The 15,857-nt window shown below is 67.4% G+C and carries 12 protein-coding genes; 9 read left to right on the top strand and 3 right to left on the bottom strand.

The window, feature by feature from the left end:
* Positions 1–54 precede the first annotated feature (54 nt).
* Complete coding sequence (locus tag EDD29_RS27055) at positions 55–1,098, bottom strand: AraC family transcriptional regulator (RefSeq protein ID WP_123667084.1); 1,044 nt, start codon at positions 1,096–1,098, stop codon at positions 55–57.
* 552 nt (positions 1,099–1,650) lie between these two features.
* Here EDD29_RS27055 and paaK point away from each other — a divergent pair.
* Entirely contained in the window at positions 1,651–2,982 is a 1,332-nt protein-coding gene (paaK, locus tag EDD29_RS27050; RefSeq protein ID WP_211360349.1) for a phenylacetate--CoA ligase PaaK, read from the top strand.
* 68 nt (positions 2,983–3,050) lie between these two features.
* Positions 3,051–4,382, top strand: a complete 1,332-nt coding sequence (locus EDD29_RS27045; protein WP_123667083.1) for an MFS transporter — start codon at positions 3,051–3,053, stop codon at positions 4,380–4,382.
* Positions 4,383–4,561: 179 nt separating this feature from the next.
* Here EDD29_RS27045 and EDD29_RS27040 read toward each other — a convergent pair whose 3' ends face one another.
* Complete coding sequence (locus tag EDD29_RS27040; RefSeq protein ID WP_123667082.1) at positions 4,562–5,455, bottom strand: AraC family transcriptional regulator; 894 nt, start codon at positions 5,453–5,455, stop codon at positions 4,562–4,564.
* An 87-nt stretch (positions 5,456–5,542) separates the two neighbouring features.
* On the opposite strand from EDD29_RS27040, the gene EDD29_RS27035 reads away from it, so the two are divergent.
* Positions 5,543–6,553, top strand: coding sequence for an aldo/keto reductase (locus EDD29_RS27035; protein WP_123667081.1), 1,011 nt, complete (start codon positions 5,543–5,545; stop codon positions 6,551–6,553).
* A 369-nt stretch (positions 6,554–6,922) separates the two neighbouring features.
* The gene (locus EDD29_RS27030) at positions 6,923–7,507 is read left to right on the top strand and encodes a TetR/AcrR family transcriptional regulator (protein WP_148086110.1); all 585 of its coding nucleotides are present in this window, start codon (positions 6,923–6,925) and stop codon (positions 7,505–7,507) included.
* 89 nt (positions 7,508–7,596) lie between these two features.
* On the opposite strand, the gene EDD29_RS27025 is transcribed toward EDD29_RS27030, so the two are convergent.
* On the bottom strand, positions 7,597–8,829 hold the full coding sequence (locus EDD29_RS27025) for a PucR family transcriptional regulator (protein WP_148086109.1): 1,233 nt from the start codon (positions 8,827–8,829) through the stop codon (positions 7,597–7,599).
* Between the two features lie 189 nt (positions 8,830–9,018).
* Between EDD29_RS27025 and EDD29_RS27020 the strand changes: the two genes are divergently transcribed.
* From EDD29_RS27020 to EDD29_RS27000, 5 genes are read left to right on the top strand one after another with little or no spacing between them, the layout of a single operon-like run.
* The gene (locus tag EDD29_RS27020) at positions 9,019–10,416 is read left to right on the top strand and encodes an NAD(P)/FAD-dependent oxidoreductase (protein ID WP_123667078.1); all 1,398 of its coding nucleotides are present in this window, start codon (positions 9,019–9,021) and stop codon (positions 10,414–10,416) included.
* Entirely contained in the window at positions 10,413–12,299 is a 1,887-nt protein-coding gene (locus tag EDD29_RS27015; RefSeq protein WP_123667077.1) for a 2Fe-2S iron-sulfur cluster-binding protein, read from the top strand. Before EDD29_RS27020 ends, EDD29_RS27015 begins: the two co-directional genes overlap by 4 nt.
* A 42-nt stretch (positions 12,300–12,341) precedes the next feature.
* Complete coding sequence (locus tag EDD29_RS27010) at positions 12,342–14,012, top strand: acetate--CoA ligase (protein ID WP_170201597.1); 1,671 nt, start codon at positions 12,342–12,344, stop codon at positions 14,010–14,012.
* Entirely contained in the window at positions 14,009–15,055 is a 1,047-nt protein-coding gene (locus EDD29_RS27005) for a phosphotransferase family protein (protein WP_123667075.1), read from the top strand. The genes EDD29_RS27010 and EDD29_RS27005 overlap by 4 nt, the downstream gene beginning before the upstream one ends.
* Positions 15,052–15,849: an SDR family NAD(P)-dependent oxidoreductase gene (locus EDD29_RS27000; protein WP_123667074.1), complete on the top strand. Its 798-nt coding sequence runs from the start codon at positions 15,052–15,054 to the stop codon at positions 15,847–15,849. Before EDD29_RS27005 ends, EDD29_RS27000 begins: the two co-directional genes overlap by 4 nt.
* Positions 15,850–15,857: the final 8 nt, after the last annotated feature.

Raw genomic sequence — 15,857 nt, 5'->3', positions numbered from 1 at the left:
GCGGGACCTATCGGCGGACAGGACCGAATCTGCCGAATCGCTTCACCGATGCGCTCAGCTTCCCGCTGTCCGGTCCTGCGGCCGGAGCCGCTGCGTCAGTTGCTCGCGGTACTGGCTGGGGCTCGACCCCGTCCATTGCCTGAACGCCCGGGTGAAGGCGCGGGCTTCGGCGTAGCCGACCAGCTCACCGATCTGTTGAACGGGCATCGAACTGTTGATGAGCCGCTGTACCGCTATATCGCGGCGAATGTTCTCCTTGATCTCGCGGTAGGAGGTCGACTCTTCGCGAAGCCGGCGGCGCAGTGTCTGCTCGGTGAAATTCAGATGCCGGGCGACCTCCGCCAGTTGAGGGAACTCGAGGGGCAGCGTCCGGGTCCCGAGGAGCAGGGTCCGGACGCGCCTGGCCATGCTGGTCTCGTCCTCTGGAACGACCATGAAGCCGAGCGGCGCCACCGAAAGGAACTTCTTCATTTCTGCGCGCCGCCGGACGACCGGCTGCTGAAGAAAGTCCCGGTCGAAGCACAGCGAGGTCTCCGCGGCGTCGAACACGTGATCGCAGCGGAAGATGTAGCGGAGCTCGTCTGCGTAGGTCACTGGCCTGGGATAGGCGAAAGTCGCCTTTACCAGAGGAGGTGTGGCACCTGCGAGCCAACCGACGAGCCGGTACCAGATGGTCATCCAGAACTCGAGAAAATAGTGCTCGGGATCCAGCTCCGGACGGCTGAACCTGATTCCGAGCCGGATGCAGCCTGCGTCTTCTGTGAGCGTCATCCCCAGAGAGGAGTTGACCAACTGATAGAAGAGAACACCTTTGCGCAGGGCTTGTTCCAAAGATGGTTCGGCCAGTACTCCGTAGGCCATCAGGGCGAAGGTGCCGGGCTTGGCCGGGCGGTCCAGAAAACCCATCAACTCGTCGTCCAGCGCGTACCAGATCAACTGAACGAGACTTGCCAGCTGCTGGACGTCACCACGCCAGCCGGGGTCATCGACCTGCTCTCTGGTCAAGCCTACCTTGGCAAGGAGGAAATCCCCATCTATTCCCCTGTCCTCGGCGGCCCTGATGGTCTCCTTGAAGTAATGCGAGCATGATGTCGGCATCGTTCCATCCGATGATCACATGGCGATATTCGAGATGTCGAACCGTCAGGCGGACAGCCGCCGGTCGTTCGGCATCCACGCCATTCATTCTTTCGATGACCCTATGGCACTCCTCGCGGCACCGTCGTCGCCGGGCGGTGCGGCGCAAGTCGTTCCCGGCGTCCTCGGGTCCGGCTCGACGCTGCGGTGGGGAGACGCGTCCGGGCGGAGGGCAGAGCACGGAAGCCCTCGACCGCACAGCCGGAGATCCCCCTCATCGAGCCCGGGTGCTCGATGGTGGCCCGTGGGCACCGTGACCGATTCGGTGAGTCAAGGGGAGCGGTTCAGTCCTGTCATTGAGAGGTACATCACAGCGATAGTTGCTCCTGTCCATCCTGCGAAACATGCCCTGACGTGGCACTTCGGCGAACTTCGCCGAATCGGTGGATCGCAGCGGAACAGGAGGGAACCCATGCCTGGCTCACCAGAAAGACCACCCATACTCGCGGAGGCGGCCCGCGCGTACGACGGCGACGTGCCCTGTGGCGCGGACTCCGTGGCGGTGAGGGCTCGATGACCGGTGAGATGCGAACGGTGAGCGCACGTCGGCAGGTGCGCGGGAGCCTGCTCCATGCCGCTGAGTCGATGAGCGTCGACGAACTGCGGGCGTTGCAGCTGCGAAGACTGCGGTGGAGCCTGCGGCACGCCTATGAGAACGTTCCGTTCTATCGCAAGCGGTTCGATGAGGCCGGCGTCAGGCCGGAGGACTGTCGCGAACTCACGGATCTGGCCGCCTTTCCCGTCACGACCAAACAAGATCTTCGCGACAATTACCCCTTTGGCATGCTCGCCGTCCCGCGCGACAAGATCGCAAGGGTCCATGCGTCGAGCGGGACCACGGGTGAACCGACCGTCGTCGCCTACACCGCGGACGACATCGTCACCTGGTCGGATCTGGTGGCCCGGTCGATCCACGCGGCCGGCGGGAGGCCGGGCGACATGGTGCACATCTCCTACGGCTACGGCCTGTTCACCGGCGGCCTCGGCGCGCACTACGGAGCCGAGCGGCTGGGCTGCACGGTGGTTCCGGCATCCGGAGGCATGACGGCACGGCAGGTGCGGATCATCAACGACTTCCGGCCGGACGTGATCATGGCGACACCGTCATACATGCTCACGCTGATCGAGGAGTTCGAGCGGCAGGGCCTCGACCCGCGCGAGAGCTCCCTGCGGGTCGGCGTGCTCGGGGCGGAGCCCTGGACCGAGGAGATGCGCGCCGAGATCGAGGAGCGCCTGGACATGGACGCCCTCGACACCTACGGCCTCTCCGAGGTGATCGGGCCGGGCGTGGCCCAGGAGTGCCTTGAGACGAAGGACGGACCGCACATCTGGGAGGACCACTTCCTGCCGGAGGTGATCGACCAGGACACCGGCGCCTCCGTGGCCGATGGCCGGAGCGGAGAGCTGGTCTTCACCTCGCTCACCAAGCAGGCGTTCCCGGTGATCCGTTATCGCACCCGGGACCTGTCGGCCCTCATGCCCGGGACCGCGAGGCCGGCGTTCCGGCGGGTGAGCCGGGTGGCCGGGCGCAGCGACGACATGATCGTCCTGCGCGGAGTCAACCTCTTCCCTTCGCAGATCGAGGAGCTCCTGCTGCGGTCCGCCGACCTGGCTCCGCACTTCCAGCTCGTTCGCTCGAAACGCGGTCATCTCGACGACCTGACGGTGCGCGTCGAGCGCCGTGCCGGCACCTCCGAGCAGCGCGGCGCAAAAGCGGGCGACGAGCTTCGCGCCGCCGTCAAGGCATCGATCGGCGTGACCGTGAAGGTCCAGGTCACCGATCCGTATGTCATCGACCGTTCCGAGGGCAAGATGCGCCGGATCATCGACGAACGGCGCTCCTGAGCCGACGGTCAGCCCACCCTCCCGCATCCGTCTCCCCACCCCCGTTCACCCCCATGATCGGAGTACCGATGACCCTTCAGGAGAGCGCCGCCTCTCGCGTCAATCCCCTCAGACCGGCCATGGCCAGCCTTATCGGCACGGCCATCGAGTGGTACGACTACTTCGTCTACGGGCTCGCCGCCGCCGTCGTGTTCGGCCCGCTCTTCTTCCCCGAGTTCTCGCCCACGGCCGGCACGCTGGCCGCCTTCGCCACCTATTCGGTCGGATTCCTCGCCCGTCCCGTGGGCGGCGTCGTCATGGGGCACTTCGGGGACAGGGTAGGCCGCAAGACGATGCTGGTGACCTCACTGCTGGTCATGGGCACCGCGACCATGTGCATCGGGCTTCTCCCGACCTACTCCACCATCGGGGTCTGGGCGCCGGTCCTCCTGGTGGTCCTCCGCTTCGTGCAGGGTCTCGCGGTGGGCGGCGAGTGGGGCGGAGCTGTGCTCATGGCCGTCGAACACGCACCGCAGTCGCGCAAGGCCTTCTACGGAAGCTTTCCGCAGATGGGCGTGCCGGCCGGCCTCATCCTCGCGAACCTCGTCCTGCTGGGTGTGTCGAACGCGGTCGGCGACGCCGCCTTCCTCGCCTGGGGCTGGAGGCTGCCGTTCCTCGCCAGCGCCGTGCTCGTCATCGTCGGACTCTTCCTGCGGCTGAGCGTCGAGGAGAGCCCTGCCTTCCTCCAGATGACCGAGCAGGAGCAGAGACGGCTTCCGATCATCGATGTCGTCCGCGACCACTGGCGCAAGGTCCTACTGATCTCGGGAGCGTTCATCGGGATCAACGCGGTGGCCTACGTGTTCATGACCTTCCTGCTCACCTACACCACGCAGGTCCTGAAGATGGAACGGAGCACCGTCCTCACCATCAGCCTGGCCGCGGCCGGGGTCTGGCTCCTCGTCACGCCCTGGGCATCGATCCTGTCGGATCGCCACGGACGGCGCCGCGTGCTTCTCAGCGGATCCATCGCCTTGAGCGTGTTCGCGCTCGTCCTGCTCCCGGCGGCCGACACGACGCGCCTGCCCCTTCTCATCGGCGCGGTGCTCGGTCTCGCCGTGACGATGGGTGCGGTGTACGGGCCGATGGCGGCGCTGTTCTCCAGCCAGTTCCCCACACCGATCCGGTACAGCGGCACGTCCCTCGGCTATCAGATCGGCTCGCTCCTGGGAGGCGGCATCGCGCCCACCGTCGCCACCGCGTTGCTTTCGGGCTACGGCTCCAGCACCCCCATAACGGTGTACCTGGTCGGCACCACCGTCATCAGCCTCGGCTGTGTCGCGGCGCTGGTCCGGTCGCAGCCGGACGCCGCCGGGGTCAGCACCTCCGACGCTCACAGGCGAACCGGCGCCACAGGATGACGAACGCGGCCCGATAGAGCGGCTGCGCGCGCATTCGTCAGATCTGTCGCATCATTCAGTCCCTCCGGAAGTGCCTGAGTCTCCGCAGATCCCCATGGCGTGGGGCTCCGTCCGGAAACTCAGGCACTTCCGCGCGTGCAGGTCTTGGGTTCCCCGCGATCTGCGCAACCAGTGTCGTGCTAGGACCGACCGGGGGCGGTGCGGGTGCGGGAGAGCCGGGCGCGGAGCCGGGCTGCGTCCTGGCCGGGAGGAAGGCCATAGGTACTTCGGTACTCGCGGCTGAACTGGGTGGCGCTCACGTAGCCGACCGCCTGCGCGATCTGGGCCGCGGTGGCGTCGCCGGAGGCAAGGAGCCGCCGTGCCTCCTGCATGCGCAGGTGTTTCTGGTACTTGAGCGGGCTCATGCCCGTGGTCGCCTTGAAGTGCCGGTGCAGGCTGGCAGGACTCATCCGTGCGACCGCGGCGATCGCGTCGATGCTGAGCGGCTCCGCGTAGCGTTCACAGATCCATCGCGCCACCTGGCGTACCCGGCTCGTGGTCGAGTCCGCGAGCGACCACCGGCGCAGGACATCGCCGAATGAACCGCGCAGCAGCCGGTAGAGGATCTCGCTTTCGATCCCGGGGGAGAGCGGGCGGATGTCCTCAGGCGTGTCGAGGAGTTCGACCCGGCGGGTGACCGCATCGAGGAGTTCCGGCGTTATCGGTGCCCGGACCTGCCCGGTGACGGCGGCTGGGGTGACCTGGCCGGTCTCGTCCAGTTCGACGAGCAGGTCGGCGACCGCCCGGTCGTCGAGTCGCATGACGGCTGATCGGTAGGGGACCTTCTCCAGGGCGGCGGTGACGGGCAGGTCGATCGTGGTGAGGAGCATTTCGCCGGCCTGCGCGACTTCGCTGAGGTCTCCCGCGGTGGTGCGTTTCGCACCGGCGGCGACGAAGCAGATCATGGGCTCGTACAGCTGGCCGACGGGTTCGGCGGGCTCGTCGACCGCGACCAGGGACAGCCGTGGGATCACGGTGTCCGAGGCCGGTCCCACACAGTGCCGGTCGATTGCCGCGGCGAGACGATCAAGCATTGCGGACTTCTTCCCTGAGAGGATCAGGCAATCCTATGCGACCGCTGCCCCATGCCCTCCGGGCTCCTCGTGCCTAGCGTTGGGAGCATGGAACAACACACGACGGACCTTCCCCATCGGGCTCTGGGCGGTCAGGGCCTGGTGGCCGGGGCGATCGGCCTGGGCACGATGGGCATGACCATCGCCTACGGGGCGCCGGACGAGCGGAGCAGCATCGGCACGATCCGCCGCGCTTACGAGCTCGGTGTCACCCTCTTCGACACCGCCGAGCTGTACGGTCTGGGCACCGGGAGCAATGAGCGGCTCCTCGGCCGCGCCGTGAAGGACTTCCGCGACGACGTCCTGCTTGCCACCAAGTTCGGCTACGACTTCCGCGACCCGTCCCGGATCGCGATCGCCCTGGACAGCCGTCCCGAGCACATCCGCCAGGTCACCGACGCCAGCCTCCGCCACCTCGGCACGGACCACATCGACGTGCTCTACCAGCACCGCGTGGACCCGAACGTCCCCATTGAAGATGTGGCCGGCACGGTCGGAGAGCTGATCGCCGAAGGCAAGGTGCGCTACTTCGGGCTGAGTGAGGCCGGCCCCGACACCATCCGGCGCGCCCACGCCGTCCACCCCGTCTCGGTGCTGCAGACCGAGTACTCGGTGTTCGAGCGGGCTGTGGAGGCCGACGTCCTGCCGGTGGTCCGGGAACTGGGCATCGGCTTCGTGCCCTACTCACCGCTGGGCCGCGGATTCCTCACCGGTGCCGTCAAGCCGGCCGCCGAGTACCCCGCCGACGATATGCGCGGCCAGGACGACCGCTGGCAGCCCGGCAACTACGAGAAGAACGTCGCCGCGGTCCACGCGCTGACCGCCCTGGCCGAAGGCAAGGGCATATCGGTCGCCCGGCTTGCCCTGGCCTGGCTGCTCGCCCAAGGCGACGACATCGTGCCGATCCCGGGCACCCGCAGTCCGCAGCGCCTTGAGGAGAACGTGGCTGCCGCGCAGGTCACCCTCACCGCTGCGGACCTCGGCCGGATCAAGGAGATCCTGCCGCACGGGGCGGCCGGCTCGCGGTACTCCGATGCGATGATGCCGACCTGGCGGTAACGGACGACCAAAGTTGCCGGCCGAATCGCCGATGAGCCGGAGCGACCTGTGCTCGCGGACGTGGCCAGGTCTCCAGCCACGTCTGCCGACCTGGCGAACGCACATCCGGCGCCACCGCTCGCGCGGGGCCGCCTCGGCTCGTCGGCTGTGAGGTTCGAACCGGTTCCACCTCGAACGGCAGGGGTCTCGCCAAGGCCGTGGGCGCATCGGTATGGGAAATTCTCAACCGCGCCGCGCATTCTTTTGATCTGCTTGTTCCGGCGGCCGACGGCTGGAAGGTAAATTCCATGTCAGGCTCCAGAAGCTTTCGTATGCGTCGAAAATTGCGGTCTATCCTGAGGGTAGGGTGAGCGAGTCGGGGGAGTCGAAGTGACCGGGGAAGAAATAGCGCAACGAATCCGGCTGGTGGCGCGCAGGTTCTTCGCGGAACTCGGATACGACGGCACGGACCTGAAGACGATAGCGGATGCCGTTGGGCTGAGCATGGCGGAGGTTCAGTCGGCCAGCGGAGGGAAGAGAGAACTCTACCTCCGGGTATTTCGCGACCTCGTCGACGAGCAGGCAGAGTTCGTCGCCCCTGCTGTCGCGGAATTCACCCAGGATCTCGATGGCGTCATCCGTCTGATCGACAGGTACGTTTTTTACAATATGGAGAACCGCGAACTCCTGGCGTTGTGGGTTCAGCGCTGGCTCTCGGATGCCGCGGACTTCAAAGAGGTCGAGAGGATATTCTGGGCACCGCCGGCCGAGCAGTTGGCCGATGTGATGCGCCCGGCGCTGCGCGAGGATGTGGACGTCTATCCCGCGATCTGGATGATCGTCTGGTCGACCTATGGGTTCCTGACCGGAGGCATGCTGGTCGAGGGCGCTGCGCGCCTTCCGCCTGACTCTCCCGAGGGCCGTCGCCGCTTCCTGGCACAGATCCACCGATACCTCGCCACTCTCGTCCCGTGAGCGCTCCGGCTTCCGGCGGGCGAGGCCTCCGTCGAGATGCAGAGGGAGATGGCCTTGTGGCTCTCAGGGATCCGTGCCTGAGCAAGCGCCTAGGGTAGAGCCGTCGTGTTCGCGAAGGCGTTGAAGTACCGAATCGCCAGCGCGAGCTCCACCGGATTCCGACTGACCGGACCGCCGAGGATCTCCTCCACCTTCGCCAGCCGGTACCGCACGGTGTTCGTGTGGATCTCCAACGCCGCAGCGGCATCGTTGGCGGTGACGTGCGAAAGGAAGCTGAGCGCCGTCTCGCGAAGGCGTGCCGCGGTGACCGTGTCGTCGGCGAGCGGCCCGAGCGTCCGCCGCGCGAACGCCATGGCTGCCTCGGGATCCTTGTCCAGGAGGACAAGGATCTCGACGTCCTCGTAGCACGTCACCGCAGCGGGCGACCCTGTCCGCTCGCAGTGCGCTCGGGCGGCCACGGCCTCGTGATGCGACCGTACGAATCCCGCCAGGCCGGATACGGAAGTACCTACGGTCGCGCGAACCCGCAGGCGACTCAGCAGGGGTTCGCTCCGCAAGAGCGCCTTGAGGTCGAGCGGAGACGTGGAGCTGAGCCAGCACCACAACTCGCGATCGCTGGGCGGCACGGTCAGCGGGTGGTGGGCGCCGACGGTGCGGCTCAGCCGCAGTGCCGCGGTCTCCAGCGTGGAGAGCGAGTCGTGGGTATCCGAGAAGAGGATCAACGCCGTGCTGAACCCGGAGATCGGAAAGCCGCCGAGTTCGGCCGAGACCCGGCTTGCCTCCGGCGCCCGGCCGTCCAGCACATTGAGGATCAACTCGAGGCGGCGAGCCTTCGATCCTTGGCCCAGACGCTTCCGTTCGGCCTCGTAGACCTCGACTGAAGGTCCGACCGACCCGTTGAGCCACTCGCTCGCCCGGCTCCAGAAGAACACAAGGAACTCTGAGGGTTCGACGTCCGGAGGCAGGTCCCCGAGCATCTGGGTGATGTAGTCCCACGTTGATTCGAGAGCCACGCGGTACATCGTGTACAGCGTCGTCAGCGGGATCCTCCGACGCGCGATCTCGGCCGCCAGTTCCGCTGCCGGCTGGACCAGGTGAATCTCGTGCGGCGTACCCAGAAGATCGGACAGGAAGCGGGTCCAGTGCGCTTGCGCGGCACTCCGCATCAGCTGATGCAAATGCGGGTCCGACCCGAGTTCCGGGCACCGCGCAAGAATCGCCGACGCGAATCGCTTCACGCTGGCTTCTGTTGCCTCGTGTCTCAGTTCGGCGCTGACGAAGTTAGCCAGCCAAGCCCTCAGCTCGCCACTTGTTTCGGTCACGTTTCCATTGTCTCGCAATGGACGGTCATGAGGGTTGTGTGTTTACCACAACATCGTTCCGCAACTTGGCTCCAAGGCACGAGATTGTGGTCACACATCTCGGCCAGAGTTGCGTCCGGAAGTCACGTCGCCGCACCCGATGCCGACTACTGACTCCCAGCAGGTCGCAGCGCAGAACGGAGTTGAGACATGGTCGAGCAAGCAGACGTCGTCATCGTAGGCGCCCGATGTGCGGGTTCAGCCGCGGCCGCCGCCTACGCCAAGGCCGGCCGCCGAGTCGTCGTGGTCGACCGGGCGAAGTTCCCCTCGGACGTGCTCTCGACCCACACGATGTTCACAGCCGGGGTGAAGGAGCTCGAGAGGATCGGAGCACTTGATGACGTCCTGGCGCTCCGGCCGCCGGCCGTCACCCGCGCCATCGCCGAGTTCGACAACGGAACCGACGGGCGGGCTACATACGAAGAGGTCTCGGACCCCTCCACGAGCGGCTATCTCGCCATCTCCGTGCCCCGCGTCCAGCTCGACGAGACACTGGTGCGGGCGGCTCGCCGGGCCGGTGCCGACGTGCGCGAGCAGTGCACGGTCACGGGAGTCCGCTGGCGAGGCGGTCGCGCCAGCGGCGTGACCTACCGAGATGCCGAAGGGCGACAGCGCGAACTGGAAGCCCCATTGGTCCTCGGCGCTGACGGACAGCAGTCGACCGTGGCCTCGCTTGTGGGCGCGGAGAGGCCGTACAGGTTCGCCCACAGCAACCGTGGCGCTGTGTACAGGTACGTCGAGGACCCCCTGGCAGACGGGCCGGAGACCACCACGATGTACCACTGGCGGGATGGCACCTCACTTTGCTTCATCTTCCCGACCTCCCGGCCCCGCGAGCTGATCGTCGTCTTCCTCGTCGACCGAGGGGAGATCTCCCTCGCGCGAAGCGACCCCGAGGAATTCTGGCGGCGCAAGCTCGTCGACCACCCGGCCGCGGCGGAGCGGCTCCGCGGATCATCGGGAGGATCCAGGCCCCGGATCACCGAGAACCTCGCTTCCTACTTTCGCCGAGCCACCGGACCCGGGTGGGCCCTGATCGGCGACTCCGGCCACTTCAAGGACCCCGTGCTCGGTCAAGGGATCCGGGACGCCATGTGGGCGGGTCGCACGATCGCCGAGCACACGGCGAAGATCCTGGATGACCCATTTCTCCTAGATCGCACCATGCGGCGGTGGGAGCACGAGCGAGAGAAAGACTGCAAGTTCGCCTACCTCGCGGGCATCCACCAGGGCCGCGTGCAGCGCGAGACATCCGGGATCGTCGCGCTGGTCCCTGCCCTGCACGACCTGCGCCTCCCGTTGGTCGCCGCAGCGGGGGCGCGAGGCCGCGAACTCGGCCGATCGATCGAGCTCACCCGCCTTCTCGCTGCCGTCGCCTCGGCACTTCAGAGGGCGCCGGACCGTGGGGCCGTCATGCGCGACCTCGTCCGAGAAGGGCGACTGGGGGCGAAGATTCTGATTTCGACGCGCCGCCGGGCGTTCCGCGACTCGCGGCAGGTGACCGAGATGGAGACCGCCGAACGGCCTTGGAACGGAGCGGGCTCATGACAGAGCTGATCATCGCAGCGGTCCAGCCGCGCCTCGTGCCAGGCGACGTCGAAGGCAACCTCCGGCGCGTTGAGGAACTCGTGCGCGGCGCGCACGGCCGGCACCGGCCGGACCTCATCGTGCTCCCGGACTCGATGACGTCACCGCAGGGTGGCACAGTCGACGTCGACCGGGTCCCGCGGCACATCGACGGGGCGCCGCTGAACCTGCTGCGGCAACTCGCCGCCGACCTGGGGTGCGCCATCACCGGGGGAGCATTGTCGGTGCGCGGCGGCCACACGTTCCAGACCTACATGCTCGTCGAGCCGGACGGTGTGATCTACCTGCACAACAGGTCCGTGCTGGCTTCGAGCGAGTACGCGTGGTGTCGCGCCGGCACGGCACCGGGTGTGCTGATCAGCGATCTGCTCGGAGCCCAGCAACCCCTGGGACTCGTGTCGGGACCCGAATGGGCCTCTAGCGCTGTGGCCAGGGCACTTCACGAACATCGCGTCGGTCTGGTCGTCGGGGGACTCGACCTGCCGATGAGGCGGGGCAGGCGGAAGGGCGGACGTCGCGCCGCCCGTGAGGCGGCGATCCAGTTCTCCCGTTGCCTCGGAGTCTCGACCGTGATGACCGGACACGCGGCCGCCGGGCTCGGGTCACGCATCTGTTCGCCGGACGGAACCGTCCTGGCCGAGCTCGGTCACGAAGAAGGGGTGATCAGTGCGGCGGTGCCCATAGGACGCCACAGGGTCGCTTCGATTCCTGGAGCAATGTGGCAACCCGGCCCCATCGGGTCGCGCGACCTCGGCACCGGTACCCGCATTGCCGCAGGCGCGGCGACCTACTGGACCCGTTGGGCGCGCAACGACTTCCCATGGCAGGACTCAGCACACAGTGATCTTCCAGACGTCATCCGACCCGACCTCCCCGCAGCGGCGGGATCTCCTCAGCAGAAGGGGGAGACCGACGACTACCTGACCCTGACCGTCGCCAAGCGGCGCTTCCCTGCCGAGGGCGTCGTACATCTCACCCTCCGAGGTCCTGACGGAGCACCACTGCCCGCTTGGCGTCCCGGCGCGCACATCGATCTGCTGCTCGACGATGAGATGGTCCGCCAGTACTCGCTCTGCGGGAACCCCGGCGACCCGCACTACGAGATCGCCGTGCTCCTTGAGCGCCAGGGCCGAGGAGGGTCGGTCCGGGTTCACGACCGACTCGATGTCGGGGAGAAGGTTCGCGCACGGGGTCCCCGCAACCACTTCGAGCTCGAGGATGCCGAGCACTACGTGTTCATCGCCGGCGGTATCGGAATCACACCGATCAAGGCGATGGTCGGTGTCGCGCATGATCGCGGTCGTTCGTTCCGGCTGTTCTACGGCGGTCGATCCGAGGCGAGCATGGCCTTCGCCGACGAGCTCGCCGAGCGGTACCAGGAGAGCGTTCTGCTCCAGCCGGAGGACCGCGACGGACTTCTCGACATTCGGGCGATCCTGACGGATTGCCCGAAGGGAACCCTGGTGTACTGCTGCGGGCCGGAGGCGCTGCTCCGTGCGGTCGAAGCAGAGATCCGGCGGCACCCCTCGCTCGGGTTGCGTCTCGAACGGTTCTCGTCGCTGCCCGCGGACGGCGGCAGTGACGCCCCGATCGAGCTGACGCTCGAGGCGAGCGGCCTGTCCCTCACAGTGCCGGCAGGAACGAGCGTTCTGACCGCGCTGCACGAGGCGGGCGTCGACGTCGACTACTCATGCCAGGCGGGCGTCTGCGGGAGCTGCGAAGTGAGCGTACTCGCCGGAACTCCCGAGCACCGCGACGCGATCCTGACCAGCTCTCAGCCGAACGACCGAATGCTCCCGTGTGTCTCTTGGGCGCGCACGTCCCACCTCACCCTCGATCTCTGATCGGAGACCGAGATGACGACGAGCCCGAAAGGAAGGTCCGAAATGAACAAGCCCAGTGCCTCGCTCCAGGAGGAGCTGCTGGCCGAGCGCGAACTCGCGCCCGATGACTACCAGCGGCTGGTCGAGTCCCGTCTCGACTGGCCGATCGCCGAAGGGCTCAACCTTGCCCATGAGTGCTGCGACCGCTGGGCTTCGGATCCTCAGCGGGTGGCGCTGACCGTGCACCGGCCCGACCGGACGTCGCGCTCGTGGACCTACCGGCAGCTCATGGACGCCTCGTGCGCGCTGGCCAATGTGCTGCATGACGCCGGACTCCGGCGGGGCGACCGGGTCGCGGCGCTGCTCGACCAAGGCGTGGAGGCCTATGTCGGAGCCCTGGCGGCATGGCGGGCAGGGCTGGTCTACGTGCCGCTGTTCGTCGGTTTCGGGGTCGACGCGGTGGCACAGCGGATCGGCACGGCGGAGGTCTCCGCGGTCTTCGTCGACGTGCGATACCGGGACGTCTACCGCGGCGCGTCCGAGCAGCTTTCCGAGAGTCCGCTCGTGCTGACCGTCGCGGCCGCGGAGAGCACGGGCCGTCACGCGTCGGACGTCGACTTCTGGGAGAGCATTCAGGCCGCGGACTCGATCTTTGAGACGGTCGTGACACAGCCTGACGAGTGCGCATCGCTCGTCTTCAGTAGCGGGACGACAGGCGAGCCCAAGGGATGCATGCAGTCGCACTCGGTGGTGCTGCCGCTCCAGAGCTTCCTCCGGCACACCGTGGCCCCGAACGAGGACGAGGTGATCTTCGCGGGAGCCAACCCGGGCTGGTCGTACGGCCTGTACACCGCCGGCCTGATCGTGCAGTCGCTCGGTATCCGGCGGGTGGTCTACACCGGCACCTTCAACCCTGCCCAGTGGCTGCGCGTCATGGAGGAAGAGCAGGTCACCTTCGTGGCGTCGGCGCCGAGCGCGTTCCGGGGACTCATCGAGGCGGCCCGGGCCACCGGGCCGCTTCCCGCATCGGTCCGCGGCGGCATCAGCGCCGGCGAGCAGCTCCTTCCCGTCGTCGCCGACGGTTGGCGAGAGATCGGGGGCGGGCGGCTTCAGGACGGATACGGTTCGAGCGAGGTCGGCATGGTACTCGCCGACCTGGCCTTCACCGAGCCGTCGTCCACAGGCGCGACCCTCAGCGTGGTTCCGGGTTTCGACGTCTCCCTGCTCGACGAAACCGGACAGCCCTCGACCTCCGACGGTGCCATCGCCCTGCGCGACATGCGCTGGCCGCTGCTCGGTTACAGGGGCCTTCCGGAGGTATGGGCCGACAGGTTCGTCGGCCCATACCTGACCACGGGTGACCTCGCCGTCCGGGACGACGAGGGTCGATACGTGGTCGTCGGCCGAGCCGACGACCTGATCGTCACCGCCGGGTACAACGTCGGCCCTGGTGAGGTCGAGAACATCATCCAGACCCTCCCGGGCATCGTCGAGGTGGCGGTCGTGGCGGCGCCGGACGAGCGGCGGGGCTCGGTCGTGCGAGCGGTGATCGTGGTCGACGGGACCGTCTCGAAGGATGCGCTCAGCGACCAGATCCAGGAGGTGGTGCGGGCCCAGTTGGGCCGTCACGCCTACCCGAAGGTGATCGACTACGTCGAGGCCCTTCCACGCACGGAGACCGGAAAGGTCCGCAAGAACGTGCTCCGCTCGCAGCCCGGGGACGGCGCCCGGTGACCGCGGAACTCGACGGCGTCGTCGACCTCTCGGCCCTCCGGCGCTGGCTCGACGTCCAGGGCGTCGGGGAAGGAGAGGTGGCGGACGCACGTCTTCTCACCGGGGGTACCCAGAACCTGCTCGTCCGCTTCCGTCGAGGCGACGACGACCTGGTCCTGCGACGCCCCGGCCGCCGACCGCGGCAGAACGCCAACAAGCTGATCCAGCGTGAGGCCCGGGTGCTGCGGGCTCTCCAGCCGACCGCGGTTCCGCACCCGGAGTTCCTCGCGGTCGGTGAAGACGAGTCGGTGGCCGGCCCCGCCGCCTTCGTCGTCATGCGGGCGGTGGACGGGTTCAACCCCGGCGAGTGCTTGCCGCAGGCGTACCAGAGCCCGGACCGACTGCGATCCATCGCCGACCAAGGGATCACGACGCTCGCAGAGATAGCCAAGGTCGACTACGAGGCATGCGGGCTCGGCGACTTCGGGCGACCAGAAGGGTTCCTGCACCGGCAGGTCGACCGCTGGGCGGCCGAGTACTCGTCCTACCTGGCCGTCCCCGAGTACCGGGGGACACGGCTGCCCGGATTCGACCATGTACGCGACTACCTCGCGACCCGAGTTCCCGCGACGTTCAAGGCCGGGCTCATGCACGGTGACTACCACCTGGCGAATCTGATCGTCGAGGATCCCGGTGGTCGACTGGCCGCGGTGGTCGACTGGGAGATGAGCACGATCGGCGACCCGCTTCTGGACCTGGGGCGCTACCTCGCGATGCTTCCCGACGAGCACGGGGAGATCGTTCCCTCCGCCGAAGTCGCGATGGTCGCCGGAGCGATGTCACAGGAAGAGCTCGTGCTGCGGTACGAGGAATGCGTGGGCCGCTCGGTCGCCGACCTGGACTGGTACGTCGTCCTGGGCGCCTTCAAGCTCGGCATCATCCTCGAAGGCACTTACGCCCGTGCTTCGGCGGGGAAGGCCGACACGAAGGTCGGTCTCATGCTCCACGGTGCCGCCGTCAATCTCTTCGACCGCGCCACCCGAATCGCGCAGGAGGCGGCATGAGCGACCACAGGGACGCGGGGACCTCCCCGTTCAGCGGTTTCGACCTGACCGGCCGCACCGCGCTGATCACCGGTGCGACTCGCGGTCTTGGTCTCGCGATCGCCCGGGCGTTCGCCGGCGCCGGCGCCGACATCGTCGTTTCCAGCCGGAAGGAGGACGCGTGCACGGCGACGGCAGAGGAACTGCGCGCCGACCATGGCGTGAAGGCGTGGGCGATGCCGTGCAACGTGAGCTCATGGGACCAGTGCACTGAGCTGGCCCACCGAGCCGAGCAGGTCACCGGCGGCATTGACGTGCTCGTGAACAACGCCGGCCTGTCGCCCCTCTACCCGAGCCTCGGTGAGATCACCGAGGCCCTGTACGACAAGGTGATCGGGATCAACGTCAAGGGACCGTTCCGCCTCGCCGCCTTGATCGGGGAAGCGATGGTCGCCCGCGGGCGCGGGTCGATCATCAACGTCACCTCCATCGAGAGTGACCATCCATCGGTGTACGCGCTGCCCTACGCGGCCGCGAAAGCGGCTCTCGCCAACACCACGATCGGGTTGTCCCGGGCACTCGGTCCGCACGTCCGGGTCAACACCATCAGTCCCGGACCGTTCCTCACCGACATCTCGAAGGCGTGGGACATGGCGAAGTTCAACGCCGCAGCCGACCAGGCGATCTCGATGCGTCGTGCCGGGGAACCCGGAGAGATCGTCGGCGCGGCCCTCTACCTGGCATCCGACGCGAGCAGCTACACCACCGGAGCGACGATCCGCGTCGACGGCGGCGTCTTCGGCACGCTCGGATGACCGAACGA

Origin of the sequence: Actinocorallia herbida (assembly GCF_003751225.1) — a bacterium.
Taxonomy (GTDB): Bacteria; Actinomycetota; Actinomycetes; order Streptosporangiales; family Streptosporangiaceae; genus Actinocorallia; species Actinocorallia herbida.
This window is presented reverse-complemented; position numbering and strand designations above follow the sequence as displayed.